Here is a 25773-nt window from a genome sequence, read left to right as displayed (position 1 = left end):
GATGTGGCCTCCAGTATGGTTCAGATCGCGCCCAGGCACCAAGCAAGAATCGACTTCTGCGCATGAAGACGGTTTTCCGCTTCATCGAAGACCACGGATTGCGGGCCGTCGATCACTTCGTCGGTAACTTCCTCACCACGATGGGCCGGCAGGCAATGCATGAACAATGCATCCTTGTCGGCCTGTGCCATCAAAGCCGAATTGACCTGATAAGGCTGGAAGACGTTGTGACCCCGGGCCCGATGTTCCTGATTCATGGAGACCCAGGTATCGGTCACCACGCAATCGGCGCCGGCGACCGCACGGTCTGCATCATGGCTCAGCATGATCTCGGCGCCCTCATTGCGGGCCCAGTTCAGATAGTGATCCTTCGGCTCGGAACCAAGGGGTACCGCCATGTTCATGCGATAGCCGAAACGGGCAGCGCCTTCGACCAGCGAATGCAGCACGTTGTTGCCATCGCCCATCCAGGCAATCGTCTTGCCCTTGATGGGGCCGCGATGCTCTTCGAAGGTCATGATATCGGCCATGATCTGGCAGGGATGGGTGTCATCCGTCAAAGCGTTGATGACGGGAACCGTCGCGTGTTCGGCGAGCTCCAGCATGCGCGCATGGTCGGTGGTGCGGATCATGATTGCGTCGACATAGCGCGACAGGACCTTCGCGGTATCGCCAATCGTTTCGGCGCGGCCGAGCTGCATTTCGGTGCCTGAAAGGAACAGCGTCTCGCCACCGAGCTGGCGCATGCCGACGTCAAAGGAGACGCGGGTACGCGTCGAGGGCTTTTCGAAGATCATCGCCAGCATCTTGCCTGCCAGCGGCTTGTCGCCCTGGCCGGCCTTGAAGGCCTGCTTGCGGGTCTTGGCGTCATCCATGATGACCCTGAGGTCGGAGGAGGTTACCGCGGAAAGATCGAGAAAGTGTTTTGGGGAAGCCATCTGTCTTTAACCTGTTGCGCCCGCCATCCGGCCGGGCATCCATCCATTCAAGCCGTCTTCTTTGCCTTGGCGCGCACGCTCTCGGCGGCACGCTCCAGGCGTGCGAGGCCTTCGCGGGCTTCGTCGGCGGTGACGACGAGCGGAGGAAGCAAACGGATGACATTGTCGCCGGCCGGAATGGCCAGCAGGTTGGCAGCGCGGATGGCCTGCAGGAGCTCAGCCGACGGAACAGCCGCCTTGACGCCAAGCATCAGGCCTTCGCCCCTGACATCCTCGATCACATCGGGGAAGCGGTCCTTCAGCGATGCGAGCCCCTGGCGGAAGACGAGTGCCACGTCGCTGACGTGCTGCAGGAAGCCTTCCTCAAGGATCACATCGAGCACGGCATTGCCGACAGCCATGGCAAGCGGGTTGCCGCCATAGGTCGAGCCATGGGTGCCGGCCTTCATGCCGGAGGCTGCTTCAGCCGTTGCAAGGCAGGCGCCGAGCGGGAAACCACCGCCGATGCCCTTGGCGGCGGCCAGAATGTCCGGCGTTACGCCCAACCGCTCATAAGCAAAGAGCTTGCCTGTACGGCCGACGCCGGTCTGAACCTCGTCCAGGATCAGAAGCAGGCCGTTTTCATCGCAGAGCTGGCGCAGCGCCTTCATGAACTCCACGGTCGCAGGGCGGATACCGCCCTCACCCTGTACCGGCTCGATCAGGATGCCGGCCGTGGCATCGGTGATCGCAGCGCGAACGGCCTCGATATCACCGAAGGGAACCTGGTCGAAACCGGGTGCCTTGGGGCCGAAGCCTTCGAGATACTTCTCCTGGCCGCCGGCAGCGATCGTCGCCAGCGTGCGGCCGTGGAAGGCACCTTCGAAGGTGATGATGTGGAAGCGCTCGGGATGGCCCTTCGAATACTGGTAGCGGCGCGCGGTCTTGATCGCGCATTCCAGCGCCTCGGCGCCGGAGTTGGTGAAGAACACCTTATCCGCGAAGGTTGCATCCGTAAGCCGCTTGGCGAGGCGCTCCTGACCGGGGATCTCGTAAATGTTGGAAAGGTGCCAAACCTTATCGGCCTGATCCTTCAGTGCTCCGACGACATGCGGATTGCTATGGCCGACGGAGGTCACGGCAACGCCCGCGCCGAAATCGAGATATCGCTCGCCAGTTTCGGTGATCAGCCACACGCCCTCTCCTCGCTCGAACCGCAGCGGGGCACGAGAGTAGGTATCATAAAGCGGCGCGGCTTCAGCCATGGCGCGATCTCCTGTCATTCGCTCAATAATCGCCCGGACTCCGGCTAAAAAGCGGGTGCCCGGAAATGAAAAATGCCGCCTTTCGGCGGCGAGGGGCACTATTGTCTTTTCGCAGTGCGATGTCAACAAAACTGAGCTTTTGTCGCATGCGTCAAGCAAGCATCGGGGTGCCGGTGAGCTATCAACAGCTAATGTTGCAGAAATGACTCTCTCACCCAGCAAGTTGGGGAAAACCGAGAAATCGATTCGCCGCGATTCAACCGACTCTTGTCACGGAGTCGCCCTCACTCTAGGTTAAAACTCAATTACTAGACTGCATGCGGCGGAACTAGTCACCAAAATCGAGCAAGCGTTTCTTGGTCCGGACACGTCCGTGCCATGGGTGAGGGATTCTGCCTACACCAACGCAATAAGGCGGAGACAGGGCATGAACTGGACAGACGAGCGCGTTGAAAGACTGAAGAAGCTTTGGGCCGAAGGCCTGAGCGCCAGCCAGATTGCGGCACAACTTGGCGGTGTAAGCCGCAACGCCGTCATCGGCAAGGTCCACCGTCTGAACCTGCCTGGCCGCGCCAAGGCCGGCGGCACGACGACCGCGACCCGGGCGCCGAAGCGCCCGGCGGTTTCGACGCCCCGCCCCGCCAGCAACTTCAATTCCGCACGCATCTCGCCAAGCCGCGCCGTTGCCCGCCCGCAGGGCGCAGTGGCTCTCAAGGAAGAGATGGACATCGATGCGATCGAGGAAGTCCGTTACCGTCCGGCTTCCAACGTTGTCGTTCCGATCTCGCGCCGCCTCGGCCTTACGGAACTGACCGAGCGTACGTGCAAGTGGCCGGTCGGCGATCCGCTGACGGATGACTTTCACTTCTGCGGCTGCGAGTCCCCTGACAACTCGCCATACTGCACCTACCACCAGCGGATGGCCTACCAGCCGGTCAACGAGCGCCGCAAGGCCGCCAACCGGGTCGCATGACCCGGAAAGCCGGATAAGGAACACAAGAAAACGGGCCCTCGCGGGGCCCGTTTTTCGTTGGATCGGATGAAATGGAAGCGCCTTACGCTTCCATCGAATAACCAGCGCCGCGAACGGTGCGGATGACATCCTGCATGTTCGAGAAGTTGAGCGCCTTGCGCAGGCGGCCGACGTGAACGTCGACGGTGCGCTCGTCGACATAAATGTCATGGCCCCAGACGCCATCGAGCAGCTGCGAGCGGGAGAAGACGCGGCCGGGCGACGACATCAGGAATTCCAGGAGGCGGAATTCGGTCGGTCCGAGGCGGACTTCGCGGCTCTTGCGGTGAACGCGATGGGTTTCGCGATCGAGCTCGATATCGCCGCACTTCAGCAACGAGGAGAGCACTTCCGGCTTGGCGCGGCGCAGCATCGCCTTGACGCGGGCGACGAGCTCAGGCGTCGAGAACGGCTTGACGACATAGTCATCGGCGCCGGTCGACAGGCCGCGAACGCGTTCGCTTTCCTCGCCACGGGCGGTCAGCATGATGATCGGCAGGCGCTCCGTCTCCGGGCGCATGCGCAGGCGACGGCACAGCTCGATGCCGGATACGCCGGGCAACATCCAATCGAGGATCAAAAGGTCCGGCGTGCGTTCCTGCAACCGGATCTCGGCCTCGTCACCGCGAAGGATGGTATCGACTTCGAAGCCTTCGGCCTCAAGGTTATAGCGAAGAAGCACGCTCAGTGCTTCTTCGTCTTCAACGACTGCTACTCTTGGGATCATTCGTCTCGGTCTCCTGGGGGCGTGGGTCCGGAACGCTTATTCCGTGACCGCGCCGACGGTGTTGGCGGTGTCGTCCTTCGGACGTTCGCCTTCCGGCTGGGCGCCGGTAGCCATGTAGTAGATGGTCTCTGCGATGTTGGTGGCGTGGTCGCCGATGCGCTCGATGTTCTTGGCGCAGAAGAGAAGATGCGTGCAGCTGGTGATGTTGCGCGGATCTTCCATCATGTAGGTCAGCATCTCGCGGAACAGCGAGGTGTACATCGCGTCGATTTCCTCATCGCGCTCGCGGATCGACTTGGCGCGGTCGGCAACGCGGCTGGTGTAGACGTCGAGAACTTCCTTGAGCTGGACGAGCGCCAGTTCGGAGAGATGCTCGAGGCCACGGGCGAGCTTGCGCGGAACGCCGGTGCTCTGGACCGCGATGACGCGCTTGGCAGTGTTCTTGCCGAGATCGCCGACGCGCTCGAGATCGGCCGCGATGCGGATCGAGCCCATGATTTCGCGAAGATCGGCAGCCATCGGCTGGCGGCGGGCGATGGTGATGATCGCCTTCTCGCCGATCTCGCGCTCGGCGTGATCGAGGATCACGTCGTCGGAGATGACCTTCTGGGCGAGCGAAGTGTCGCCGTTGACGAGCGCGCGAACAGCGTCGCCGACCATCTGTTCCGCGAGGCCGCCCATTTCGGAGATGCGGCGCGTCAGGAACTTGAGATCATCGTCATAGGCGGAATAGATATGTGTCGATGCCATGGGGCTTATCCTTGAATGTCCTGAGGTTTACCGGTTTCGGAGATCAGCCGAAGCGGCCCATGATGTAATCCTGGGTGCGCGGATCATCCGGGTTGGTGAACATCTTGTCGGTATCGTTCTCCTCGACGAGGTTGCCGAGGTGGAACATGGCGGTGCGCTGCGAGACGCGGGCTGCCTGCTGCATCGAATGCGTGACGATGACGATCGTGTAGGCTTCGCGCAGCTCGTGGATGAGCTCCTCGACCTTGGCGGTCGCGATCGGGTCGAGCGCCGAGCAGGGCTCGTCCATGAGGATGACCTCGGGGCTGACGGCAATCGCGCGGGCGATGCACAGACGCTGCTGCTGACCACCCGAGAGGCCGGTGCCGCCTTCATGCACGCGGTCCTTGACTTCGTTCCACAGGCCGGCGCGCTGCAGGCTCTGCTCGACGATGACGTCCATGTCGGCCTTCGCCTTGGCGAGACCGTGGATGCGCGGGCCGTAGGCGACGTTTTCGTAGATCGACTTCGGGAACGGGTTCGGCTTCTGGAACACCATGCCGACGCGGGCGCGCAGTTCGACGACGTCGATATCCGGATCGTAGATATCATCGCCATCGAGCGTGATCTTGCCGGTGACGCGGCAGTTGTCGATCGTGTCGTTCATGCGGTTCAGGCTGCGCAGGAAGGTGGACTTGCCGCAGCCCGACGGACCGATGAGAGCCGTCACGGTGTTTTCGCGGATGTTCAGCTTCACGTCGAAAAGCGCACGCTTCTCGCCGTAGTAAACCGAGACGTCCTGGCCGATCATTTTATACGGAATGGTATTCATCTTCTGGTCTAGCGCCTTCTCAACTGCTGCTTCCGTCAACATGTTCATGATGTTTACTCCGTTTACCAGCGGCGCTCAAAGCGACGACGCAAGAGGATGGCTCCGAGGTTCATGACGATCAGGAACAGGAGCAGGACGATGATGGCGCCGGACGTGCGCTCGACAAAGGCGCGTTCGGCTTCGTTTGCCCACATGTAAACCTGCACCGGCAGAGCCGTGGAGGGATCCATCGGGGTGGCAGGCGCATTGGCGACGAAGGCGACCATGCCGATCAGGAGCAGCGGCGCGGTTTCACCGAGCGCGTGCGCCAGACCGATGATGGTGCCGGTCAGGATGCCAGGCATTGCCAGCGGCAGAACGTGGTGGAACACCATCTGCATCTTCGAAGCGCCGAGGCCGAGAGCGGCCGCGCGGATCGAAGGGGGCACGGCGCGCAGCGCTGCGCGGGTGGCGATGATGATGGTCGGCAGCGTCATCAGCGTCAGCACCAGACCGCCGACCAGCGACGCGGAGCGCGGCAGACCTGCGAAGTTGATGAAGACGGCGAGACCGAGCAGACCGTAGACGATCGAAGGAACGGCCGCGAGGTTGTTGATGTTGACCTCGATCAGGTCGGTCAGCTTGTTCTTCGGCGCGAACTCTTCGAGGTAGATCGAAGCAGCGACACCGATCGGCAGCGACAGGGCAAGAACGATCAGCATCAGGTAGAGCGAGCCGATGAGGGCGACGCCAAGACCTGCGGCTTCCGGACGGCTGGAATTGCCGTTGACGAAGAGGCCGGTGTTGAACTCCTTGTGGAGCGTGCCGCTGGCCGCCATCTGCTGCATCCAGCCGACCTGGCGGTCGTTGACCTTACGGTTCTTCTCGTCAACTGTCAGGTCGATCTGGCCCTTGTTGGCCGAGTCGATATTGGCGTCGGCAAGAAGCGTGACGTTGACCGTCTTGCCGATCAGCGACGGATCGGCGACGACCATGTCGCGGAGCACGATCGGGGCGCCCTTGGAGATCATCGCGGTGGCGTCGCGGACTTCAGGACGGCTCTGGGCGTTGATGCCGAGCGTCTTGACCATGGCGTCGCGGATCAGCACCGGATAGTTGGCGGCGATCAGCACCGACGGGTCGGTGGCGCGCTTGTTGTTGGGGTCGAGCACCTTTTCGGAGAACTCGATCGGCAGAGTGATCGAGGTCTGCGCGAAGGCCGTGTAGCCCTGACGGATAACCGTCGTGAGCAGGATGGCCAGGAAGATCAGACCGAAGGAGATGGCAGCGATGCCATAGGCCTGGAAGCGGCGTTCGGCGGCGTAGCGACGCTTGATGCCGATATCGCGGCGGGCCGGCGCCTTGGAGACGACGACGCCCTGTCCGGAGGAAACAACGTCCGTCATTCGTACTGCTCCCGGTATTTGCGCACAATGAAGAGCGCGTAGATGTTAAGGCAAAGCGTGATGAAGAACAGCGTGATGCCAAGCGCGAAGGCAACCAGCGTCTGCGGCGAGGTGAACTCAAGGTCACCCGTCAGCTGGTTGACGATCTTGACCGTCACCGTCGTCATCGGCTCGAAGGGATTGATCTGGATACGGGCTGCAACACCGGCTGCAAGCACGACGATCATGGTCTCGCCGATGGCGCGCGAGGCGGTCATCAGGAGAGCGCCGACGATACCCGGCAGGGCGGCGGGGAGAACGACCTTCTTGATCGTTTCCGAACGCGTGGCGCCGAGGCCGAGCGAACCGTCACGCAGGGCGCGCGGCACGGCGGTGATGATGTCGTCAGACAGCGAGGAGACGTATGGGATCAGCATGATGCCCATGACGATACCGGCGGTCAGAACGCTCTGTGCCTGGATGAAGTTGCTGTAGTCGCCGGTCAGAAGGCCGTTCACCTGGGACGAGAGGTCGCGCAGGAACGGGCCAACAGTGACGAGGGCGAAGAAGCCGTAGACGATGGTCGGGATACCGGCCAGGACTTCGAGCAGCGGCTTTGCGATACCGCGAACCTTGGGAGCCGCGTATTCCGCCATGTAGATGGCCGCAAAGAGACCAACCGGAACGGCGACCAGCATGGCGACGAAGCCGATGTAGAGCGTGCCGAGCAGCAGCGGGATGAGACCGAACTGGCCGAAGGACGAGCTGCCGGCGCCGGCAAAGCGCGGATCCCAGACGGTGCCGAAGAAGAAGTCGGCGGCCGGAACTTCAGCGAAGAAGTGGGCGGCTTCCGTCAGCATCGACATGACGATACCGACAGTGGTCAGGATGGCGATGGAGGATGCGAGCAGCAGACCCCAGAGCATGACGCGCTCGACGCGGTTGCGGGCCCGGAAACGGGGAGCGACTTCGCGCAGGGCATAGAAGCCACCGGCAACGCCGAGCGCCAGAACGACCAGCGTCATGATCAAGCGGCTGATGCCGCTCTCGGTGTTCAGCTTCTGCGCGCCTTCGATCATGTAAGGCTGCGGCACGCCGGCGAGCGGAACGCCCTTGGCGGCGAGCTTGGCCTGGAGACCGGCGGGATCGCCGACGCCTGCGGCAACGTCTTCGCTCGCGAGCAGCGGCAGACCGCGGGCGATGGCGCTGACCATGCCGTAGTTCAGGTTCTGCTGAGCGGCTGGCTGAGCCTTGACGTCATCAGGAAAGCCGCCGCGGACGGAGGATTCGATAATGGAGGGGCTGATGGCAAGCCAGGCGCACAGAACGATGAGCGCAGGCAGGATAGCCCAGATTGCGGCATAGGCACCGTAGTAGCCAGGCCGGGAGTGCAGCGCCGAGGATTTACCTCCGGCAAGCGCCGTCGCGCGGCTGCGTGCTGCCACAAAGGCAACCGCGCCAAGCACAACGAGGCACAAGAGTAAGACGGATGTACTCATTCGTTAAGGTCCCCCAGGCCCTCGGCCCCCAAGAGCGAAACGGCGCTTCGGCCATCTCGGCTTCCAATCATGGAGTAGTTCAGCTTCACCGCTCCCTTAGAGCGGACAAAGGCAATGCCGGCGCGACCCCTTGGATCGCGCCGGCAAAGTTTATTACATGGTCTTGCCGTCTTCGACCGACTTGCGGGTCGCTTCGCGCTCAGCGTCCGGAGCAGCAACCAGGCCGTACTCGACGAGCGGGCTGTCAGGGCCAACCATCTGGTCGGATACGAAGAAGTTTACGTATTCCTTCAGGCCCGGGATAACGCCCAGGTGAGCCTTCTTGACGTAGAAGAACAGCGGACGGGAAACCGGGTAGGTGCCGTCAGCGATCGTTTCCGGGCTCGGAACGATACCCTTGACGGTAGCGACCTTCAGCTTGTCAGCGTTGTTTTCGTAGAAGGAGAGGCCGAATACGCCAACGCCGGTCTTGTTGGCAGCGATGCGTGCCAGCGTTTCCGGATAGTCGCCGTCGATGTCGACTGCAGCGCCGTCCTTACGAACTGCAACGCAAGCCTTGCTCTGGGCAGCCTTGTCAGCGATTTCCTTGGAGATCACGTCGAGAGCGCCGCTATCCTTGCAGCCAGCAGCGAGAACGTTCAGTTCGAACACTTCGCGGGTGCCGTGCTTTTCGCCGGGGATGTAGGCAGCGATATCAACAGCCGGGAGCTTGGAGTTGACTTCCGACCACTTCTTGTAGGGGTTTGCGACAAGCTTGCCGTCAACAACAACCTGAGCGGCGAGAGCCTTGTAGAGGTCGGCCGGCTCGTAAGCGACGTCAGGGTTGGACGAGTCGGTTGCGAAGACGATGCCGTCGTAGCCGATCTTGACTTCCTGGATGTCGGTAACGCCGGCAGCCTTGCAGGCTTCCAGTTCCTTGGCGTTGATCGGACGCGAAGCGTTGGCAACGTCGATCGTGTCAGGGCCTACGCCCTTGCAGAATTCCTTGAGGCCAGCGCCGGTGCCACCGGATTCAACAACCGGCGTCTTGAAGTCCTTGAAGGTTTCGCCGAAGGTTTCGGCAACGATCTTGGCGTAAGGCAGAACGGTGGACGAACCACTGACCTGGACCTGGTCGCGAGCAACAGCCGCGCCTGCGAAAGCGGCGGAAGCAGCAAGTGCAGCGACCGTAAGTTTAAAAGCGTTCATAATAGTCTCCCGGGCTTATAACTGTCTGGGTGGGGCCTGAACGGCCCTTTGACGGTGCCGTCTCTGTCAGCGGCACGCATTCTTTAGCCCCTGATGACAAGAGCTTTTATGTCAGTTCGGTGAAACATTTATGACAGTCTATGCAATTGAAATGCATAGATAAAATCAGGCTTCATAAAGACCGGGACGTCTTTTATGTCAAAATCGGACGGTAAAGCTCGTTCCCTTGCCGACCTCGGACTTGACGATCAGGCGGGCGCGGTGGCGCGTCAGGATGTGCTTGACGATGGCAAGGCCAAGGCCGGTGCCCTTCTTGGAGCGGCTGTCTTCGATGTTGACGCGATAGAAGCGCTCCGTCAGGCGCGGCACGTGTTCGGCCGGAATACCCGGCCCCTTGTCAACGATGGTGACCTCGACCGGTCCGCTGGGGCCATTTTTCAGGAAGACCTCGACGAGTTTGCCTTCCTGGCCATACTTGCAGGCGTTTTCGATCAGGTTTTCAAACACCTGCACAAGCTCATCGCGATCGCCCGCCACCTCGGCTCGGCCTTCCGGCAGATGCAGCTGGATATCGACGCCGACGTCATTGGCGAGGGGCAGAAGCGCATCCCGGACATGGCCAAGCAGAGGGACGAGATCCACTTTCTCATCGGGTGCGATATGCGACTTCAATTCGAGACGTGACAGGGACAACAGGTCGTCGACCAGGCGGCTCATGCGCGTGGTCTGATCGAACATGATGCCGAGGAAGCGTTCCTGCGCCTTGAAGTCGCTTTTCGCCGGCCCCTGGATGGTTTCGATGAAGCCGCGCAACGAGGCGAGCGGCGTGCGCAGCTCGTGGCTGGCATTGGCCACGAAATCCGAGCGCATGCGATCGATGCGGCGCACTTCCGATATGTCGCGGAAGGACAGGACGAAAAGCCGCTCGCTTGCACCATGATTGGCACCGCTGACGGCGCCGAGCTCGACCGGCGAGCTCCGGACAATATAGACGCGCTCGGACGGCAGGCGTTCGGAGTGCTCGATCTGGTTCGGCGCGTTGGTGACGATGGTTTCGCGAACCATGTCGAGAATGCCGGGCGAACGAAGGCGCGCGGAGATATGGGCGCCGATGACGACCTCTCCGAAGGCCTTTTCAGCGGCGCGGTTCTGGAACAGCACGGAGGCATCGCCGGCCAGCACCATGACGGGAATGTCGAGCGCCGATAGCGTCGCCGACACCTCGGGCAGAAGGCTGCGCGCGGCCGGCTCCTCGACCTCGGACGCCGGCGGGGCCGAGGCCACTTGTGGGCGCGGCTCGGACGAGCACATGATGGCAAGCAGCATGATCGCCAGCAGGCCCAGCACGCCCCAGCCGTTCATGCCAGCGGTCACCGCGATGAACGCAATCGCCAGCGCGACGAGAAGCACGAAGCTCTCCCGACGGAGCTTCGCCGTCAGTTTGGCCGTCCATGGCGTTTGCTGTTCCAAGTGCCCCTCGCGACGTCGATTCGTTCTTCGTTGGCTATCAAACTTCGCCTGATAGCGCTCTTTCATGACAGAAGTTTACCGATGCCGCCAGCAAACCGACAATGCGCCCCGACTGCGCACATAATTTTTACCGATGACGAGAGGTTTGATTTTCAAAAGGAAATATGTTCGCCTTGGCGGCTACGCACATAAAGAGGAGGATCGCCATGTCGGAAGATGTCGAAAGCAGAGCAGTCGAACTGGATATCAAGGGCAAGAAGCGCGTCTTCGACGTGGACGATCCGGTGCTGCCCGACTGGGTGGACGAGGAGGCGCTGAAATCGGGCGACTTTCCCTATAACAAGAAGCTCAAGGAAGAAGAGTATCTCGAAGAGCTCAAGGCGCTTCAGATCGAGCTGGTGAAGGTGCAGTTCTGGCTGCAGGCGACCGGCAAGCGGGTGATGGCGCTGTTCGAAGGCCGCGACGCCGCCGGCAAGGGGGGCGCGATCTCCGCCTCTTCCGCCCACATGAACCCTCGCCTTGCGCGCGTGGTGGCGCTGACCAAGCCCACCGACCGCGAGGCCGGACAATGGTATTTCCAGCGCTACATCGCGCAGTTTCCGACGGCGGGCGAGTTCGTGCTCTTCGACCGCTCCTGGTACAACCGAGCCGGCGTCGAGCCGATCATGGGCTTCTGCACGCCGAAGCAATATGAGGATTTTCTCGCGCAGGCGCCGCAGATCGAGAAGGTGATCAGTCACGAGGGCATCTTCTTCTTCAAGTTCTATCTGGATATCGGCCGCGAGATGCAGCTGAAGCGCTTTCACGACCGTCGCCATGATCCCCGGAAGGTATGGAAGCTGTCGTCGATGGATATCGCGGCGCTGACCAAGTGGGACGACTACAGCGAAAAGCGCGACCGGATGCTGAAGGAAACGCACACGGAATTCGCGCCCTGGACCGTGGTTCACGCCAACGACAAGCGCCGCGCCCGATTGAACCTCATCCGCCACATACTGAAGACCATCGATTATGACGGCAAGGACAAGGACGCTATCGGCAAGCTCGACGACAAGATCATCGGCCAGGGGCCGAAGTTCCTTAAGTGACCGTGGCCAAACGTACTAACTGAGCGCCTTGCCCGACCGCCTTATTGGCCGGGCAGGATGCGCACGGCGTAGAGGTTGATGCCCCTCGCCTTGCCGTCCACGTCGCTGTTGATCAGAAGCGTGCCGGCTGAGGTCGGCGCGAGCGAACGATCGAAGCGGACCTGCAGAAGAACGTCCGACTTCTCGCGGTTGACCGTGAAGCGGTGGCGGGCGCAATCGCCGAGCGACTGGAAATCGCATTCGACGGTGATCTGCGTCGGCTCGTCGGAGGTCGATTGCAGGGTCACAGCGATCGTCGAGGACTTGCCGGCGAGCTGCTGCAGGATATCGGGCGGAACCGTAATGCCGACGTTGCCGTCGGCGCCGGCGCTTTGCGAGGTGAGGCGCACGGCCGGACCATCGTTTTCGGCAATGCTCTCGACGCGCGACTGCGCGCCCTTGACGATCTTGTTGGCATCCGACGGCTTGAATATCTCCAGCCAAGCGGCGGAGAAGGAATTCTGTGGATCGATGACCGGTGCCTGGCTGGCATCGCTGTCGGCGGTGTGATTGTCATTCGCGCCGTTGAAATCCTCCGGTGCAGTGGTGGCGGGCGGATTGGCGACGCTGGTATCGCGCTCGGCCGCCGTCATCAGCAGGCCGGACGTATGCGCCCACCAGGCGCCCATGCCGATGAAGGCAAGCAGGACGCACCAAACAAGCAAGCGCGAGAAGAACTTGCGTGGCTTGCGGCGAGCGACGGCGCGCTCGGGCCGGAAATCCATGTTGGCCGGCTTTTTCTCGGCCACGAAGGGTTCGGGCGCCGCAGCCAGATGATCGGCATCGCCGGCATGCAGGCCGCCGAGACCGGAGTCCTCTTCGTAGCGATTGTCGGCGACCATGACGTCAGGCGCGGGCACCCGCGTTTCGCCGCCGATGGTGGGGCTGTCGAAATCGTCAGGCACGCGAGGCGGCGGGGGTGGCGGGATATCGACGACTGGCGGCACCGGCACCTCGGGCGGCCCCTGGCGCGGATGAAGGCGCTGTCGCTCCTCCGCCTCGATCATGTGGATCGTCGTTTCCAGACGGTGGCGATGATGGGCGATCGCGTTGGTATCGGTGACGTCCTGCTTGCGCAGGCCGGCTTCCAACGCCTGGCGCGCGGATTGATAGATCTTGGCTCGGACTTCGGGATTGTCGCGATCGGCATTGTCTAGCGCCGTTCTAATAGCCGTTTCTAATCCGCTCACGTCCGGTCCTTCGTGCTGATGACAGGCGTCATATGCTTAACAATATGCAACTGCGGTAGCGGCTGATGCCGCAAACCGCAAGGCTGAGGCTGCCGACGGCGCCCGTTCAATAGGGGATAATACCGAAAGGCAGGCCTTTTTATAGAGCAAGCGATGTTGGCGGAACCGCGACACGGTCTTTTCCTGGCGAAAACTCTCTGCTATCACATTGACGTTTTCGTAAACGTCAATTCTTCACGGTGACCCATGGCCCTGCCCTCGATCCTGACGCGAAACCTCAGACTGCCCGTGGTGGCCTCTCCGCTGTTCATCATTTCGCACCCGGCGCTGACGCTGGCGCAGTGCAAGGCCGGCGTGATCGGCGCATTCCCGGCGCTCAACGCGCGGCCGGAAAGCCAGCTCGACGAGTGGCTTGCGATGATGACCGAGGATCTCGCAGCACACGACGCCGCCAATCCGGACCGGCCGGCCGCACCCTTTGCCGTCAACCAGATCGTCCATACGTCGAACAAGCGGCTCGAACACGACCTGATGCTCTGCGTGAAATACAAGGTGCCGATCGTCATCTCCTCGCTCGGCGCGGTGCCCGAGGTGAATGCGGCCGTGCACTCCTATGGCGGCATCGTGCTGCATGACGTGATCAACAACCGGCACGCCAATTCGGCGATCCGCAAGGGCGCCGATGGGTTGATCGCGGTGGCGGCGGGTGCCGGCGGCCATGCGGGAACGCTCTCGCCTTTCGCGCTGGTGCAGGAAATCCGCGAATGGTTCGACGGTCCGCTTCTGCTTGCCGGCGCAATCGCCAATGGCGGCGCGATCCTGGCCGCGCAGGCGATGGGCGCCGACATGGCCTATATCGGCAGCCCCTTTATCGCGACCGACGAGGCGCGCGCCTCCGACGCCTACAAGCAGGCGATCGTCGATGGCGCGTCGAGCGATATCGTCTATTCCAACTATTTCACCGGCGTCGCCGGCAACTACCTGAAACCGTCAGTCAAGGCCGTCGGCCTCGACCCCGACAACCTGCCGGTCGCCGACGCCTCGAAGATGGATTTCGAACAGGCCGTTGGCGGCGCCAAGGCGTGGAAGGACATCTGGGGCAGCGGCCAGGGCATCGGCGCCATCAAGGCCGTCGAACCCGTCGAGGCGCTCGTGGACCGCATGAAAAAGGAATACGACGCGGCCCGCGACCGACTGGCGCTCCCCTCGCCGGCCTGAGCGGCGCGGGGCATATTTCCACAGCCGCGTTCTTTTTTACCAAAGACGTGACAGGGCGCTTGAAATCTTCCGACAATGCTTGTATCAGCGCCATGCAAATCGCGGGCCGAACACAAATCACCCGCCGGATTGCCGCTTTAGCTCAGGTGGTAGAGCACATCATTCGTAATGATGGGGTCGCAGGTTCGAGTCCTGCAAGCGGCACCATTTTTTAGATTTCTCAGAGTTTCGATATTTCGCCGGCTTTCGCGCGCGATGATAGCGTCTTCGGTGCTTAAGGCTAACGGCCTTTCGATCCTGTCGGCCGGCGGCGACTGAGAGAGATTTCTCCTATTCGAATCTGTCCGTACGAATCTTGTGACCTCCGATTTCAGGGCTCGTTTGCCGTTGACTCCGCGAAATCGCGTTAGTTGTATTGCGGCAATGATTCTCGGAACACATCAGGACAAATTATGAGCGTGGCGCAAGGAAAGTCAGTTCGGCTTCATCTAGTGGAAGGAACGCCCCAGGGGATCTTGACCGCCGAGATAATAAACTGGACTGGGCATGTCCTAAGCGCACCACGCTCAAAACTCGCAGGCCTCCTATCCCGGCCCGAAATCACAAAAGCAGGAGTATACTTTCTTGTTGGCCCCAATCCGGACGACGACGGCCAGACGTTTGTCTACATCGGACAAAGCGAAAACATCGGAAGGCGCTTAACCCAGCATAACAAAGATGACCGAAAGGCTTTCTGGGAAAAAACCTGCGTTATCACGAGCAAAGACTCTAACCTAACGAGCGGTCACATCAAGTATCTAGAAAGTCGTTTGATTTTAGTGTCCGCAAACTCCGGCTTGGTTAGCTTGACCAATGACACTTCTCCGGAGCCATCCAACCTGCCAGAAGCAGATATCGCCGACATGGAATATTTTCTGGTCCAACTGAGGTTGATGCTGCCCTTGCTTGGCTTCGAATTTCTTCGAGAAACTGCGACGCTTCTGAAAAGCTCATCCGTTGTTGCTGGGCGCGACATCAATCGAAGCCCTCAGTCGCCCGTATTCGAAATTACAAGCCCCCGGCACAACCTCGCGGCGTCTGCTCAGGAGATAGATGGCGAATTCATAGTGCAAGCAGGATCACAATGCCGCTCGGCGTGGGAGGGGACAACGAGTCATAACTATAAAAATCTCTGGGAAACACTTTCTCAGCAAAATAAGATCGGCCCCGATGAAACAGGACGTTCCGTTTTCAGAGAGGATGTGGTTTTCTCCAGTCCGAGCGCCGCAGCCGCAATCGTGTATGGGAGAGCGGCCAACGGCCGTACTGCTTGGCGGGTAAAAGGCACGACCCAAACATACGAGGATTGGCAAAATAGCCTTTTGCCAGCCGTTCCCGAAGCTGCGGAGTAAGAGCCGCATCACGGACTAAACGTCGCCGCCCAGAGGCGACACCTCATCGACAAAAGAGCGGCCGAAATTTTTCCAGCCCAAACTACCGGAACAGGCTGATGATGCCGCTCGGCGCGGAGTTGGCGATCGACAGCGCCTGGATGGCGAGTTGTTGCTGGGTTTGCTGGGCGGCGAGCCTGGAGGATTCCTGCTCCATGTCGGCATCGACCAGACGGCCGATGCCGCTGTCGAGGCTGTCCATGAGCTTGCTGGCGAAAAGCGTCTGCCCTTCGATACGGCTCTGCAGCGATCCGAGCGTGCTGGCGCTTTCGATCGATCGCTTCAGCATATACTCGACGCCGGTGAGATACTCATCCACGCCGAAGGCGGAGCCAGTGACGTCGACCTCGTCGAGGTCGAACTCGAGCGTCCACGGCGGATCGGACTGCACGTTGCCAACGCTGACACGGGCGGCGTGGTTGCCCGCCTCGGGGTAGATGCTTCGATCGGCCGAGAATGTGATGGTGTCGCCCGATGGCACGACCACCAGATTGCTGCCCGCCGAGGCGAATGCAATGATGGTGGCGAGGTCCGTGGCATTGCCGACATAGCCATCGCTCGTGCCGAGCGCCGCATCAACAGTGGCCCGGTCGATCGTGTAGGTCTGCATCGGGCTGGGACCAACCTGTACGTCGAAGGTGATCGACGCCTCCGCGGAAACGGTGAACGACCGGCCGAACGTCATGTGGGCCTCAGGATACATATTGTCGTGATTGGCAAGCGGCGCATTCTCCAGACCGAGCCCGAAGCCGGACGGGTAGACGCCGCCGAAATCCGATGCAACGCCCGTTATGTCAATGCTGGAGCCCGGATGACCAGAGGTCTCCAGCGAAGCGATCTCGAAACTCGCCGCCGTCAGCGAACCGGAGAAACGCGTCTCATTGGCTGTCGCGGGGACGCCGTTATCGGAGAAGACCTGGTTGAGCACCTTGCGCATGTCGGAAGCATTGCGAATCTTGCCGTCGTTCGTGCCCAAGGCGGCGTCGATCACGCTCTTGTCGATCCTGAGCGCGGTAAAGGTTTCGCCAGCGGAATAGTCTCCTGCATCGACAACCAGATCGAAGTCGATGTAGTCCGCCGAACCGAAGGTGGCGGGGCCGGTGAAATTGTGGTTCTCGTGGCCCTGATGGGCGTCGGAATTGATGTTGGTGCCGCGGAAACCGCCGATATCGCCGACACCGCCCAACTCCTTCTGCAGGATGCCGCCACCACCGGTGTTCAGCATGCTGCTCAGCTTGAGATTCACGTTTTCAGTTTCCACCTTTACCGATCCGTCATCCGAGCGGACGAACGACGACATGACGGAGGCCGTGAGATCATCCGTGACCATGAGATGCGTCGGCGCATTCGTCGTCAACCAATTCACACCATTGAAGCTCGACGAAGCCACGATGCTTTCGGCCTGGAGATTGAGCTGCTTCAATTCATCCTGGACCTTAGCCTTGTCGACGCCGTCCTCGGTGGCGGCGACGAGCTTCGCCTTGAACTCGGTCAGCACGTCGACGATCGAGTCAGTACCGGCATAGGCGACATCGACCTTGGCGGACGCCATTCCCAGTGCATCCGAGACCGCGGACACCGCCTTGCCGTCGGATCGCATCGTCGTGGCGATGGACCAGTAGGCGGCGTTGTCGGACGCCGTCTCCACGCGCAGGCCCGACGATATCCGGCCTTGGGTCTCCTGCAGTCCTGAGTTGAGAGAGCTTAGCGTCTGTAGTGCTGCAAGCGCCGAGGTGTTTGTCAAAAGGGACGTCATCGGAGATCCAGATAAATAAAACCTTGAATTAAAACGAAGAGCGTTTCGGCTGATTCTTACAGCCTATGGGTGCTTAACTAAGAAAATCACGGTTAACAAAGTATGGATACGATTAGCTAAATCTGACGAAAATGGTACAACTCGGGAGTTGTTCTTGTGGCCGCCGCGAAAAAAGTCACAAAAGTCGCGCCATCAAGTAGTCTCCAAGTCGCTCTTCGAGGTTTTCGATCAGGAAACTCAGGAATTAGGCCCGGCCGAAAGAATTTCGACCGCCTTCACATAGCGTCAGTCCGAACCTCGTTCGCGCTCACGATTTGCCCTTGCGCGCGCACCGTAAAGTGATGCGCCAAACGGCCACATCCCCAGAATTCGCGATACCGCGACGCATTGATGTCGCATATGAGTGCGATCGTCCTGAAACGTGATGGCGGTCGCGTTTGGATTGGGCGGGCCGTGTCATGAGGGGTCTGAGGCACGGCCCGCAACGCAAACGGGGAGAGCGCACATGTGGGATATCCTGACGATCATAGGCATCTTCGGCCTGCTCTTTCTGGGGCGTGAGGCGCAGATCGTTTTCGCGAAGGCGCGTGCTTCCGGATGGAATGATTTTCCCCGGCGCTAAGCCGTTTGCGATCGAGCTTGCTTCGATCTGCCGAGACGCATGACGCCGTAAGAAGCGCCTGCTCCCATTGCCTGATGCCAGCCTGCGAAACTCATCCGAATGAGCGAAGTGCAAGGCGGCGCGCGGGGTGGTAGGTTGAGCTGTCTCGTTGGTATTGCGTTATCGATTGTATTGAGTTCGCGAGACGTGGCCCGCCCTGAGCGGGCTTTTTTTCGCCCGCACGACGCCGCTAGGCGTTACTTCGCCAAGGCTTCCGCGTCCGTCGCAGTCTGCGGCAAAGACTGCAGCAAGGTCTGGCGCGCGGAGCGCAGGTGCACCCTGCAGGCGGCCTCGATCGCGACGGGATCGCCGGCTTCAAGGGCGGCGATATAATCCAGATGCTCGTGGATGGCGCGCTCGTTGCGCTGGCGGGCGAAGGCCTTGTTCCACTGGTAGTGATAGTGGAAGACGATGGCGATGGCGTCGTAGAAATCGGCGATGAAGCGGTTCTTCGCCGCGCCGTGGATCAGCAAATGGAAGCGCTCGTCTAGGGCTGAGAATTCCTTGTAGCGACCATCGAGATCATCGAGCAGGGCGTGGTGCTCGGCCTTGATCTCCGCCAGCGCCCGCCAGGCTTCGTTGTCCTGAGGCAGCCGGCCGAATTCGGCGGCGGAGTGGAGCTCGAACATCTCGCGCACCTCCGCGAGCTCCAGCGCGAATTCGCGGGTAAAACCCTTCAATATCCAGTGGCTGTTCGGCCGCTTCTCGATCAACCCAAAACGCGAGAAGCGGATGAGGAACTCGCGCACGCTTGTGGTGCCGGTGCCGATGTCGCGGGCGAGCTCCAGTTCGTTGATCTGCGTGCCGGGAGCTGCATCATCCGACAGGATACGCTGCATGAAGCTGCGCTCGATGATGTTGTGCAGGGAATCCGTCTCTTCCGAGGGAAAGAGATCTGCCTGGGTCGGCGTACGCAGCACTACCTTCTGGCGCTTGTTCCAGCTGATGATGCCTTCCTCGTCCAGCCGGGTCAGGATGGCGCGGGCGGTGCTGCGGCTGATGCCGAGCTTGGCGGCGATGTCGGGCTCGGATGGCAGGGTCTCGTCGGCGCGCAGCGCCGCGACATAGCGATTATACGCTTCTTTGAAGACCGTGTTTTGCCGCGCCATGCACACCCCGCCTTGTTGCCCTGCGCCACACGGCGAAAGCCCGCGAATGGCGGGCGCCGGCGCGTGGCAGGAGCTTATCTCTCGGCGATCCTTATCTTATTTTGGATCGTCCGCGGCTGTTTGCCTCCCTCGTCCACAGGATCAATAATCCCGTTGACTTGAAAATGTTTATTGTAGATAAAAAACAAAAGCAATGCACATTCGCCGATGCAGCGAGTGTTTCCCTAGGGAGAAGATCGTTGAAGAAAGACCCTTGGATTATCCTGTCATCAGGCGACAATGTCGCGGTGGCCACGGCCCCGATCGCCGCCGGCGAGATGGTGGCGGGGATAACGACACTGGAGAAGATCGACCCCGGTCACAAGATCGCGCTGTCAGATATTGCGCTCGGGCAGCCGGTGGTGAAGTACGGGCAGGCGATCGGGCGCACGACATCGGACGTCAAGGCCGGCCAGCACATCCATAGCCAGAACCTGCATTTCGAAAACGACCGCCTGGCCGCCACCGCCAATTCGGCGCCGGAAGAAGCAAGTGCGGCCGACCGCGCGCGCACCTTCATGGGCTACAAGCGCGCCGATGGACGCTCGGCGACGCGCAACTATATCGGCATCATCGCCAGCGTGAACTGTTCCACCACGGTCTGTCGCGCCATCGCCGACCAGGCCAACCGCACCATCCTGCCGCATTACGAGGGCATCGACGGCTTCGTGCCTATTGTCCATGACCAGGGCTGCGGCATGAGCTCGACAGGCGACGGCATGGCTGTCCTGCATCGGACACTTGCCGGCTATACCAGGCATGTGAATTTCGGCGGCGTGCTGATGATCGGGCTCGGCTGCGAGGTGAACCAGCTGACGCTTTACGGCCAGAGCGGCGCCGGCAATTCCAAGCGTCATTTCAACATTCAGGATGCCGGCGGATCGCGCCGCGCCGTCGAGCGTGCCATGGGCATGCTCAAGGAGATCGCCGACGATGTCGGGCGCGAGCGTCGCGTGCCGCTGCCGATCAGCGATATCATCATCGGCATGCAGTGCGGCGGCTCCGACGGTTTTTCGGGCATAACCGCCAATCCGGCGCTGGGTGTCGCGGCCGATCTTCTGGCTGCCGCCGGCGGCACGGCGATCCTGTCGGAGACCTCCGAGATCTACGGCGCCGAGCACTTGCTTCGCAGCCGCGCGGTCAGCGAGGAGGTCGCCCGCAAGCTCGACGAGAAGATCGTCTGGTGGGAGAAATATGTGGCGATGCACGGCGCCTCGCTCGACAACAACCCCTCCCCCGGCAACAAGCGCGGCGGCCTGACCACCATCCTGGAAAAGTCGCTCGGGGCTGTCGCCAAGGGCGGGCGTTCGCCACTGACGGCTGTCTACGGCTATGCCGAACGGGTGACCGCGCCCGGCCTCGTCTTCATGGACACACCCGGCTACGATCCCGTCTCGGCCACCGGCCAGGTCGCTGGTGGAGCCAACATGATCGCCTTTACCACCGGCCGCGGCAGCTGCTTCGGCTGTCGCCCGGCACCGTCGATCAAGCTCTCCAGCAATTCGGCGCTCTATGCCTCGATGGAAGAGGACATGGACATCGACTGCGGCACGATCGCCAGCGGCGACGCGACGATATCGGGCAAGGGTCGCGAGATCTTCGATCTGATCATCGATACGGCATCGGGCAAGAAGACCAAGAGCGAGGAGTTCGGCTACGGCGATAACGAATTCGTGCCTTGGCATCTCGGAGCAACGCTTTAATCAATAATATCGACAGTCTTCAGGGAGGAATGATGAAGACGAGGAGGATCGGCCGGACCGAGCTTGAGGTGACCGAGGTGAGCTTCGGCGCCGCAGCCCTTGGCGGCCTCTACCGCGCCTGCCCGCGCGACCAGGCGATGGAAACGCTCGACGCGGCATGGGATAGCGGCATCCGCTATTTCGATGTGGCGCCCTGGTATGGCCTGGGGCTCGGCGAGCGCCATGTCGGCGATTTCCTGCGCGGCAAGCCGGAAAGCGAATGGGTGCTCTCCACCAAGGTCGGGCGGCTGCTGCGCCCGGTGCCGACGGGGACGGTTCCCGACTACTCCTATGTCGATCCGCTCTCCTTCGATGCCGATTACGACTACTCCTATGACGGCATCATGCGCTCGGTCGAATTCAGCTATGCGCGGCTGGGGCTGAACCGGATCGATATCCTCTATGTGCACGATATCGGCGGCTATACGCATGGCGCGGCGAAGAATGCCGTCTATCTCAAGCAGTTCCTCGATACCGGCATCAAGGCGCTGGAAGAGCTGAAGACATCGGGCGCGATCAAGGCCTTCGGGCTTGGCGTCAACGAGGTGCCCGTGTGCCTCGACGTGATGCGCAATGCCGATATCGACTGCATCCTGATGGCGGGCCGCTACACGCTGCTCGACCGCTCGGCCGAAGCCGAACTCTTGCCGCTCTGCCGCAAGAAGGGGACGTCGCTTGTGGTCGGCGGCGTATTCAACTCCGGCATTCTGGCGACCGGTGCGGTGGCGGGGTCGAACTTCGACTATATGCCGGCGACCGAAGAGGTGCTCGCCAAGGTGCGTGGCATGGAACAGGTCGCAGCCAATAACGGTGTATCGCTCGCCGCGCCGGCGCTGCAGTTCGCGCTGCGCGACCCGCTCGTGTCGTCGGTGCTGATCGGCACCGGCAAGGCATCCAGCGTGACGCGCAACATGGACCTGTTCTCACCGATTTTGCCGGAGACGATCTATCCGGAATTCGATAGCTTCACTCTCGTTGCGCCGCCACTCGGCGACGATGCTGTTCGCGTTTAAGGAAAAACAGAATGCTTAAAGGAATTCATCCCGTCCTCAGCCCCGATCTACTGTGCGCCATCGCGCGTATGGGCCATGGGGACGAGATCGTCATCGCCGACGCCAACTTCCCGTCCTTTTCCATGGGCCCGGAAATGATCCGCGCCGATGGCGTCAGTGCCACGACCATGGCGGAAGCGATCCTGACGCATATGCCGCTCGATACGTTCGTGCCGGAATCGGCCTGGGTGATGGAAGTGGTGGGCGATCCGACGGCCGTGCCCGAGGTTTGCAAGGAATTTCAGACCATCGTATCCAAGCGCGCCGGCGATTTCGGCATTTCGACGCTTGAGCGTTTCGCTTTCTACGAACGGTCGCGCAAGGCCGCCTATATCGTCGCAACCACCGAGTTTCGGCTCTATGGCAACATCATCCTGAAGAAAGGCGTCGTGCTGCCGGAAGAGGTATTCTGGGGATAAGGATAAAAACGGAATAAACGTTCCGCATTGACATTCACGCGGAACCTATGTTTCATAAATCGAACTCGAAGCCTTTTTGGCCGGATGTCTTGGAGGGACGTCTGGCCTCGGAGGAAAAGGCAACGAGACTGGGAATGGGGAGTTGCCGGCGTTTTAACGCCGGCGGCTCGATCGATAAGCGAGTGCAGGACTGGTCCGGAAAGAGCCAAAGGGCTTACCCGGCGCAGTCTTGCAAACAAGGCAGGCCTCGGCTAGCTTCAAACTCGTAAATGTTTTTTATCGATAAAAGTCTCTTGTTCGCGTTCGCGAGAGATTTCCTGGAGGAAGAACGCACTTGGAGGAGAACCAACATGCGCATGAAGTCCATTCTTTCGCGTCGCGCCTTTACCGCTCTCGCGGGCGCCGCCGTCATGGCAACAGCCGTGCCGATGCCGTCCTTTGCGGCAGACGTGACCATTCCGATTATCGTCAAGGACACCACGTCCTTCTACTGGCAGATCGTGCTGGCCGGTGCCCGCAAGGCGGGTCAGGATCTCGGCGTCAAGGTGCCGGAGCTCGGCGCACAGGCCGAGTCCGACGTGAACGGCCAGATCAGCATTCTCGAGAACGCCGTTGCCGGCAAGCCGGCTGCGATCGTCATTTCGCCGACCGAATTCAAGGCGCTCGGCAAGCCGATCGACGAAGCCGCCAAGTCTGTTCCGATCATCGGTATCGACTCCGGCGCGGATTCGAAGGCCTTCAAGTCGTTCCTCACCACCGATAACGTCCAGGGCGGCCGCATTGCAGCCGATGGCCTGGCCGCGGCGATCAAGGAAATGACCGGCAAGGAAGAAGGCGAAGTGGTCATCCTGACCAACCTGCCCGGCGTCGGCTCGCTCGAGCAGCGCCGCGAAGGCTTCCTCGATCAGCTGAAGACCAAGCATCCGGGCCTGAAGCTCATCGCCGACAAGTATGGTGACGGCCAGGCAACGACCGGCCTCAACATGATGACCGACCTGATCACCGCCAACCCGAACCTCGTGGGTGTGTTCGCCTCGAACCTCATCCTCGGCCAGGGCGTCGGCCAGGCGATCGCCGAAAACAAGCTCGGCGACAAGATCAAGGTCATCGCGTTTGACAGCGACGACAAGACGGTCGGCTTCCTCAAGGACGGCTCGATTGCCGGCCTCGTGGTGCAGGACCCCTATCGCATGGGTTATGACGGCGTGAAGACCGCGCTTGCCGTATCCAAGGGCGAGAAGGTCGAGGCAAACGTCGATACCGGCGCCAACCTCGTCACCAAGGCCAACATGAGCGACCCGAAGATCGACGCTCTCTTGAACCCGAAGATCAAGTAACGACCTGACGAGCGCCGTGCGGGAGCGATTCCGCACGGCCCTTCTTCCCTTCGGCCGAACTCCTCAAGGGGAGCGGACGGCGAAGGACGACATGGGCAATTCGCGAGGAGGAGACGCAAATGAGCCTGGAAGAGGTCAGTCATCGCCACGATGACAGCGCCAAGCTGAAGGAGGCGAACCGCGTACCCGCGGGGGCCCCGATCCTCGAACTCAAGGGATTGCAGAAGAATTACGGATATGTGCAGGCGCTGAAGCCGGCAACGGTCACCTTCCTTGCCGGCGAGATCCACGCGATCGTCGGCGAAAACGGCGCCGGCAAGTCGACGCTGATCAAGCTTCTGACCGGCGTCATCACCCGCACGGCCGGCGAAGTGCTCTGGTGCGGACACCCGGTCGCGCTGGCGACGCCCAACGAGGCGATCGCACGAGGGATCAACGCGGTGCACCAAGAAGTCGTGCTCTGCCCGCACCTGACGGTGGCGGCCAATCTTTTCCTCGGCGACGAGGTCAATCAATTCGGGCTGATGCGCAAGCGCGAAATGGAGAAGATGGCGCAGGCCGTTCTCAACGATCTCGGCTTCGGCTTGCCCGCAGGCGTTCCGCTTAGCGATCTCACGATCGGCCAGCAGCAGCTGGTCGCGACCGCACGCGCCGCGATGCGCGGCACGCAGTTCCTGATCTTCGACGAGCCCACCGCCTATCTGACGCGCCAGGAATCCGCACAGCTCTTCAAGCTCATCCGACGCCTGCAGAGCGAAGGTGTCACGATCGTCTACATCAGCCACCGCATGGAAGAAGTCTTCGAACTCGCGGACCGCGTTTCGGTTCTGCGCGACGGCACGCATGTGGGAACGCGCGATATCGGCGAGACCAACGAAAACGAGCTGATCGCGCTGATGATCAACCGCTCTATTGAGCAGATCTATCACAAGGAAGAAATCCCGATCGGCGAGACCATCGTCGATGTGCACGGCCTGTCCGGGCCGGGCTTCGAGAACGTGTCGCTTTCGGTGAAAGCCGGACAGATCGTCGGACTTTACGGCCTGATCGGCGCCGGACGCAGCGAATTCGCGCTCGGGCTCTACGGTCGCGAAAAGACCACGGCCGGCGAAATCCACTGGATGGGCAAGAAGGTCAACATCAAGGACGAGCGCACCGCGATGGAGCTCGGCATCGCGCTGGCGCCGGAAAGTCGCCGCGACCAGGGTCTCTGCCTCAACCTGCCGATCGGCCTCAACATCAACCTGCCGGTCTTCAAGCGGCTGAGCAAGGGCCCCGTCATCAGCCACAGCGAGGAGACGCAAAACGCCGACCAGCAGATCCGCGACCTCGCGATCAAGACGCCCAGCCGGCGTGTGCTGGTGTCGGCGATGTCGGGTGGCAATCAGCAGAAGGTCGTCATCGGCAAGTGGCTGAGCCATGGGGCGCGGCTCTTCATCTTCGACGAACCGACCGTCGGGGTCGATGTCGGCACAAAGGCGGAAATCTACCGGCTGTTCGCCAAGCTTCTGAAGCAGGGCGCGGGGATCATTCTCATCTCCTCCTACCTGCCCGAGGTCTACGAACTGGCGGACCGGCTGCATGTGTTCCGCAGTGGCCAGTTGGTGGCGAGCCACGACTTCCACGCCGCCACGCATGAAGAAGTGCTGAGCGAAGCGATCGGCGTCTAAAAGAATAAGAGGGAGAGAGA

General features: G+C 61.1%; 21 protein-coding genes and 1 tRNA gene. 10 read left to right on the top strand and 12 right to left on the bottom strand.

Annotated elements, in window-relative coordinates:
- Positions 1-20 precede the first annotated feature (20 nt).
- Together argF and ACODTZ_RS09745 are read right to left on the bottom strand one after the other, a co-directional pair.
- Positions 21-938, bottom strand: a complete 918-nt coding sequence (argF, locus tag ACODTZ_RS09750) for an ornithine carbamoyltransferase (protein WP_026282967.1) — start codon at positions 936-938, stop codon at positions 21-23.
- Positions 939-985: 47 nt separating this feature from the next.
- On the bottom strand, positions 986-2182 hold the full coding sequence (locus ACODTZ_RS09745) for an aspartate aminotransferase family protein (RefSeq protein ID WP_489025379.1): 1197 nt from the start codon (positions 2180-2182) through the stop codon (positions 986-988).
- Between the two features lie 427 nt (positions 2183-2609).
- Between ACODTZ_RS09745 and ACODTZ_RS09740 the strand changes: the two genes are divergently transcribed.
- Positions 2610-3155: a GcrA family cell cycle regulator gene (locus ACODTZ_RS09740; RefSeq protein ID WP_018898308.1), complete on the top strand. Its 546-nt coding sequence runs from the start codon at positions 2610-2612 to the stop codon at positions 3153-3155.
- 82 nt (positions 3156-3237) lie between these two features.
- Here ACODTZ_RS09740 and phoB read toward each other — a convergent pair whose 3' ends face one another.
- From phoB to phoR, 7 genes are all read right to left on the bottom strand, one after another.
- The gene (gene phoB, locus ACODTZ_RS09735) at positions 3238-3921 is read right to left on the bottom strand and encodes a phosphate regulon transcriptional regulator PhoB (protein ID WP_018898307.1); all 684 of its coding nucleotides are present in this window, start codon (positions 3919-3921) and stop codon (positions 3238-3240) included.
- Between the two features lie 36 nt (positions 3922-3957).
- Positions 3958-4671: a phosphate signaling complex protein PhoU gene (gene phoU / locus ACODTZ_RS09730; RefSeq protein WP_018898306.1), complete on the bottom strand. Its 714-nt coding sequence runs from the start codon at positions 4669-4671 to the stop codon at positions 3958-3960.
- Positions 4672-4714: 43 nt separating this feature from the next.
- A complete protein-coding gene (gene pstB, locus ACODTZ_RS09725; RefSeq protein WP_018898305.1) occupies positions 4715-5530 on the bottom strand; it encodes a phosphate ABC transporter ATP-binding protein PstB in 816 nt (271 codons plus the stop codon).
- A 14-nt stretch (positions 5531-5544) separates the two neighbouring features.
- A complete protein-coding gene (gene pstA / locus ACODTZ_RS09720) occupies positions 5545-6867 on the bottom strand; it encodes a phosphate ABC transporter permease PstA (RefSeq protein ID WP_489025376.1) in 1323 nt (440 codons plus the stop codon).
- Positions 6864-8345, bottom strand: coding sequence for a phosphate ABC transporter permease subunit PstC (pstC, locus tag ACODTZ_RS09715; protein WP_209189080.1), 1482 nt, complete (start codon positions 8343-8345; stop codon positions 6864-6866). Before pstC ends, pstA begins: the two co-directional genes overlap by 4 nt.
- Before the next feature lie 153 nt (positions 8346-8498).
- A complete protein-coding gene (locus tag ACODTZ_RS09710) occupies positions 8499-9533 on the bottom strand; it encodes a substrate-binding domain-containing protein (RefSeq protein WP_209232632.1) in 1035 nt (344 codons plus the stop codon).
- Positions 9534-9731: 198 nt separating this feature from the next.
- Positions 9732-11003, bottom strand: a complete 1272-nt coding sequence (phoR, locus tag ACODTZ_RS09705; RefSeq protein ID WP_489025375.1) for a phosphate regulon sensor histidine kinase PhoR — start codon at positions 11001-11003, stop codon at positions 9732-9734.
- Positions 11004-11209: 206 nt separating this feature from the next.
- Here phoR and ppk2 point away from each other — a divergent pair, with 206 nt between their 5' ends.
- A complete protein-coding gene (gene ppk2, locus ACODTZ_RS09700) occupies positions 11210-12091 on the top strand; it encodes a polyphosphate kinase 2 (protein WP_112940959.1) in 882 nt (293 codons plus the stop codon).
- Between the two features lie 41 nt (positions 12092-12132).
- On the opposite strand, the gene ACODTZ_RS09695 is transcribed toward ppk2, so the two are convergent.
- Positions 12133-13320, bottom strand: coding sequence for a hypothetical protein (locus ACODTZ_RS09695; protein WP_489025373.1), 1188 nt, complete (start codon positions 13318-13320; stop codon positions 12133-12135).
- Between the two features lie 246 nt (positions 13321-13566).
- Here ACODTZ_RS09695 and ACODTZ_RS09690 point away from each other — a divergent pair, with 246 nt between their 5' ends.
- The 3 genes from ACODTZ_RS09690 (at position 13567) to ACODTZ_RS09680 (ending at position 15929) form a co-directional block, all read left to right on the top strand.
- Complete coding sequence (locus tag ACODTZ_RS09690; RefSeq protein ID WP_489025372.1) at positions 13567-14538, top strand: NAD(P)H-dependent flavin oxidoreductase; 972 nt, start codon at positions 13567-13569, stop codon at positions 14536-14538.
- Between the two features lie 131 nt (positions 14539-14669).
- Positions 14670-14745, top strand: a tRNA-Thr gene (locus ACODTZ_RS09685).
- Positions 14746-14990: 245 nt separating this feature from the next.
- The gene (locus ACODTZ_RS09680; RefSeq protein ID WP_489025370.1) at positions 14991-15929 is read left to right on the top strand and encodes a GIY-YIG nuclease family protein; all 939 of its coding nucleotides are present in this window, start codon (positions 14991-14993) and stop codon (positions 15927-15929) included.
- An 82-nt stretch (positions 15930-16011) separates the two neighbouring features.
- Here the strand turns inward: ACODTZ_RS09680 and ACODTZ_RS09675 are convergent, their stop codons facing one another.
- Positions 16012-17724: a flagellin N-terminal helical domain-containing protein gene (locus tag ACODTZ_RS09675; protein WP_489025368.1), complete on the bottom strand. Its 1713-nt coding sequence runs from the start codon at positions 17722-17724 to the stop codon at positions 16012-16014.
- A gap of 858 nt (positions 17725-18582) precedes the next feature.
- Complete coding sequence (locus ACODTZ_RS09670; protein ID WP_489025367.1) at positions 18583-19494, bottom strand: GntR family transcriptional regulator; 912 nt, start codon at positions 19492-19494, stop codon at positions 18583-18585.
- Between the two features lie 239 nt (positions 19495-19733).
- On the opposite strand from ACODTZ_RS09670, the gene ACODTZ_RS09665 reads away from it, so the two are divergent.
- The 5 genes from ACODTZ_RS09665 (at position 19734) to ACODTZ_RS09645 (ending at position 25753) form a co-directional block, all read left to right on the top strand.
- Complete coding sequence (locus ACODTZ_RS09665; RefSeq protein ID WP_113235877.1) at positions 19734-21236, top strand: UxaA family hydrolase; 1503 nt, start codon at positions 19734-19736, stop codon at positions 21234-21236.
- Between the two features lie 32 nt (positions 21237-21268).
- The gene (locus ACODTZ_RS09660) at positions 21269-22288 is read left to right on the top strand and encodes an aldo/keto reductase (RefSeq protein WP_489025365.1); all 1020 of its coding nucleotides are present in this window, start codon (positions 21269-21271) and stop codon (positions 22286-22288) included.
- Between the two features lie 11 nt (positions 22289-22299).
- The gene (locus ACODTZ_RS09655; RefSeq protein WP_018898291.1) at positions 22300-22746 is read left to right on the top strand and encodes an RbsD/FucU family protein; all 447 of its coding nucleotides are present in this window, start codon (positions 22300-22302) and stop codon (positions 22744-22746) included.
- Positions 22747-23096: 350 nt separating this feature from the next.
- Positions 23097-24083: an ABC transporter substrate-binding protein gene (locus ACODTZ_RS09650; protein ID WP_047507194.1), complete on the top strand. Its 987-nt coding sequence runs from the start codon at positions 23097-23099 to the stop codon at positions 24081-24083.
- A 119-nt stretch (positions 24084-24202) separates the two neighbouring features.
- A complete protein-coding gene (locus ACODTZ_RS09645; protein ID WP_489025362.1) occupies positions 24203-25753 on the top strand; it encodes a sugar ABC transporter ATP-binding protein in 1551 nt (516 codons plus the stop codon).
- Positions 25754-25773 lie beyond the last annotated feature (20 nt).

It is taken from the genome of Rhizobium sp. FG113 (assembly GCF_057809895.1).
The sequence above is the reverse complement of the archived record's forward strand: the minus strand, read 5'-3'. Positions and strand labels throughout refer to the sequence as shown.

Coding starts and splice junctions, on each gene's coding strand:
- argF (WP_026282967.1), bottom strand. CDS start 938: ATGGCTTCCCCAAAACACTTTCTCGATCTTTCCGCGGTAACCTCCTCC.
- ACODTZ_RS09745 (WP_489025379.1), bottom strand. CDS start 2,182: ATGGCTGAAGCCGCGCCGCTTTATGATACCTACTCTCGTGCCCCGCTG.
- ACODTZ_RS09740 (WP_018898308.1), top strand. CDS start 2,610: ATGAACTGGACAGACGAGCGCGTTGAAAGACTGAAGAAGCTTTGGGCC.
- phoB (WP_018898307.1), bottom strand. CDS start 3,921: ATGATCCCAAGAGTAGCAGTCGTTGAAGACGAAGAAGCACTGAGCGTG.
- phoU (WP_018898306.1), bottom strand. CDS start 4,671: ATGGCATCGACACATATCTATTCCGCCTATGACGATGATCTCAAGTTC.
- pstB (WP_018898305.1), bottom strand. CDS start 5,530: ATGAACATGTTGACGGAAGCAGCAGTTGAGAAGGCGCTAGACCAGAAG.
- pstA (WP_489025376.1), bottom strand. CDS start 6,867: ATGACGGACGTTGTTTCCTCCGGACAGGGCGTCGTCGTCTCCAAGGCG.
- pstC (WP_209189080.1), bottom strand. CDS start 8,345: ATGAGTACATCCGTCTTACTCTTGTGCCTCGTTGTGCTTGGCGCGGTT.
- ACODTZ_RS09710 (WP_209232632.1), bottom strand. CDS start 9,533: ATGAACGCTTTTAAACTTACGGTCGCTGCACTTGCTGCTTCCGCCGCT.
- ppk2 (WP_112940959.1), top strand. CDS start 11,210: ATGTCGGAAGATGTCGAAAGCAGAGCAGTCGAACTGGATATCAAGGGC.
- ACODTZ_RS09690 (WP_489025372.1), top strand. CDS start 13,567: ATGGCCCTGCCCTCGATCCTGACGCGAAACCTCAGACTGCCCGTGGTG.
- ACODTZ_RS09680 (WP_489025370.1), top strand. CDS start 14,991: ATGAGCGTGGCGCAAGGAAAGTCAGTTCGGCTTCATCTAGTGGAAGGA.
- ACODTZ_RS09675 (WP_489025368.1), bottom strand. CDS start 17,724: ATGACGTCCCTTTTGACAAACACCTCGGCGCTTGCAGCACTACAGACG.
- ACODTZ_RS09670 (WP_489025367.1), bottom strand. CDS start 19,494: ATGGCGCGGCAAAACACGGTCTTCAAAGAAGCGTATAATCGCTATGTC.
- ACODTZ_RS09660 (WP_489025365.1), top strand. CDS start 21,269: ATGAAGACGAGGAGGATCGGCCGGACCGAGCTTGAGGTGACCGAGGTG.
- ACODTZ_RS09655 (WP_018898291.1), top strand. CDS start 22,300: ATGCTTAAAGGAATTCATCCCGTCCTCAGCCCCGATCTACTGTGCGCC.
- ACODTZ_RS09650 (WP_047507194.1), top strand. CDS start 23,097: ATGCGCATGAAGTCCATTCTTTCGCGTCGCGCCTTTACCGCTCTCGCG.
- ACODTZ_RS09645 (WP_489025362.1), top strand. CDS start 24,203: ATGAGCCTGGAAGAGGTCAGTCATCGCCACGATGACAGCGCCAAGCTG.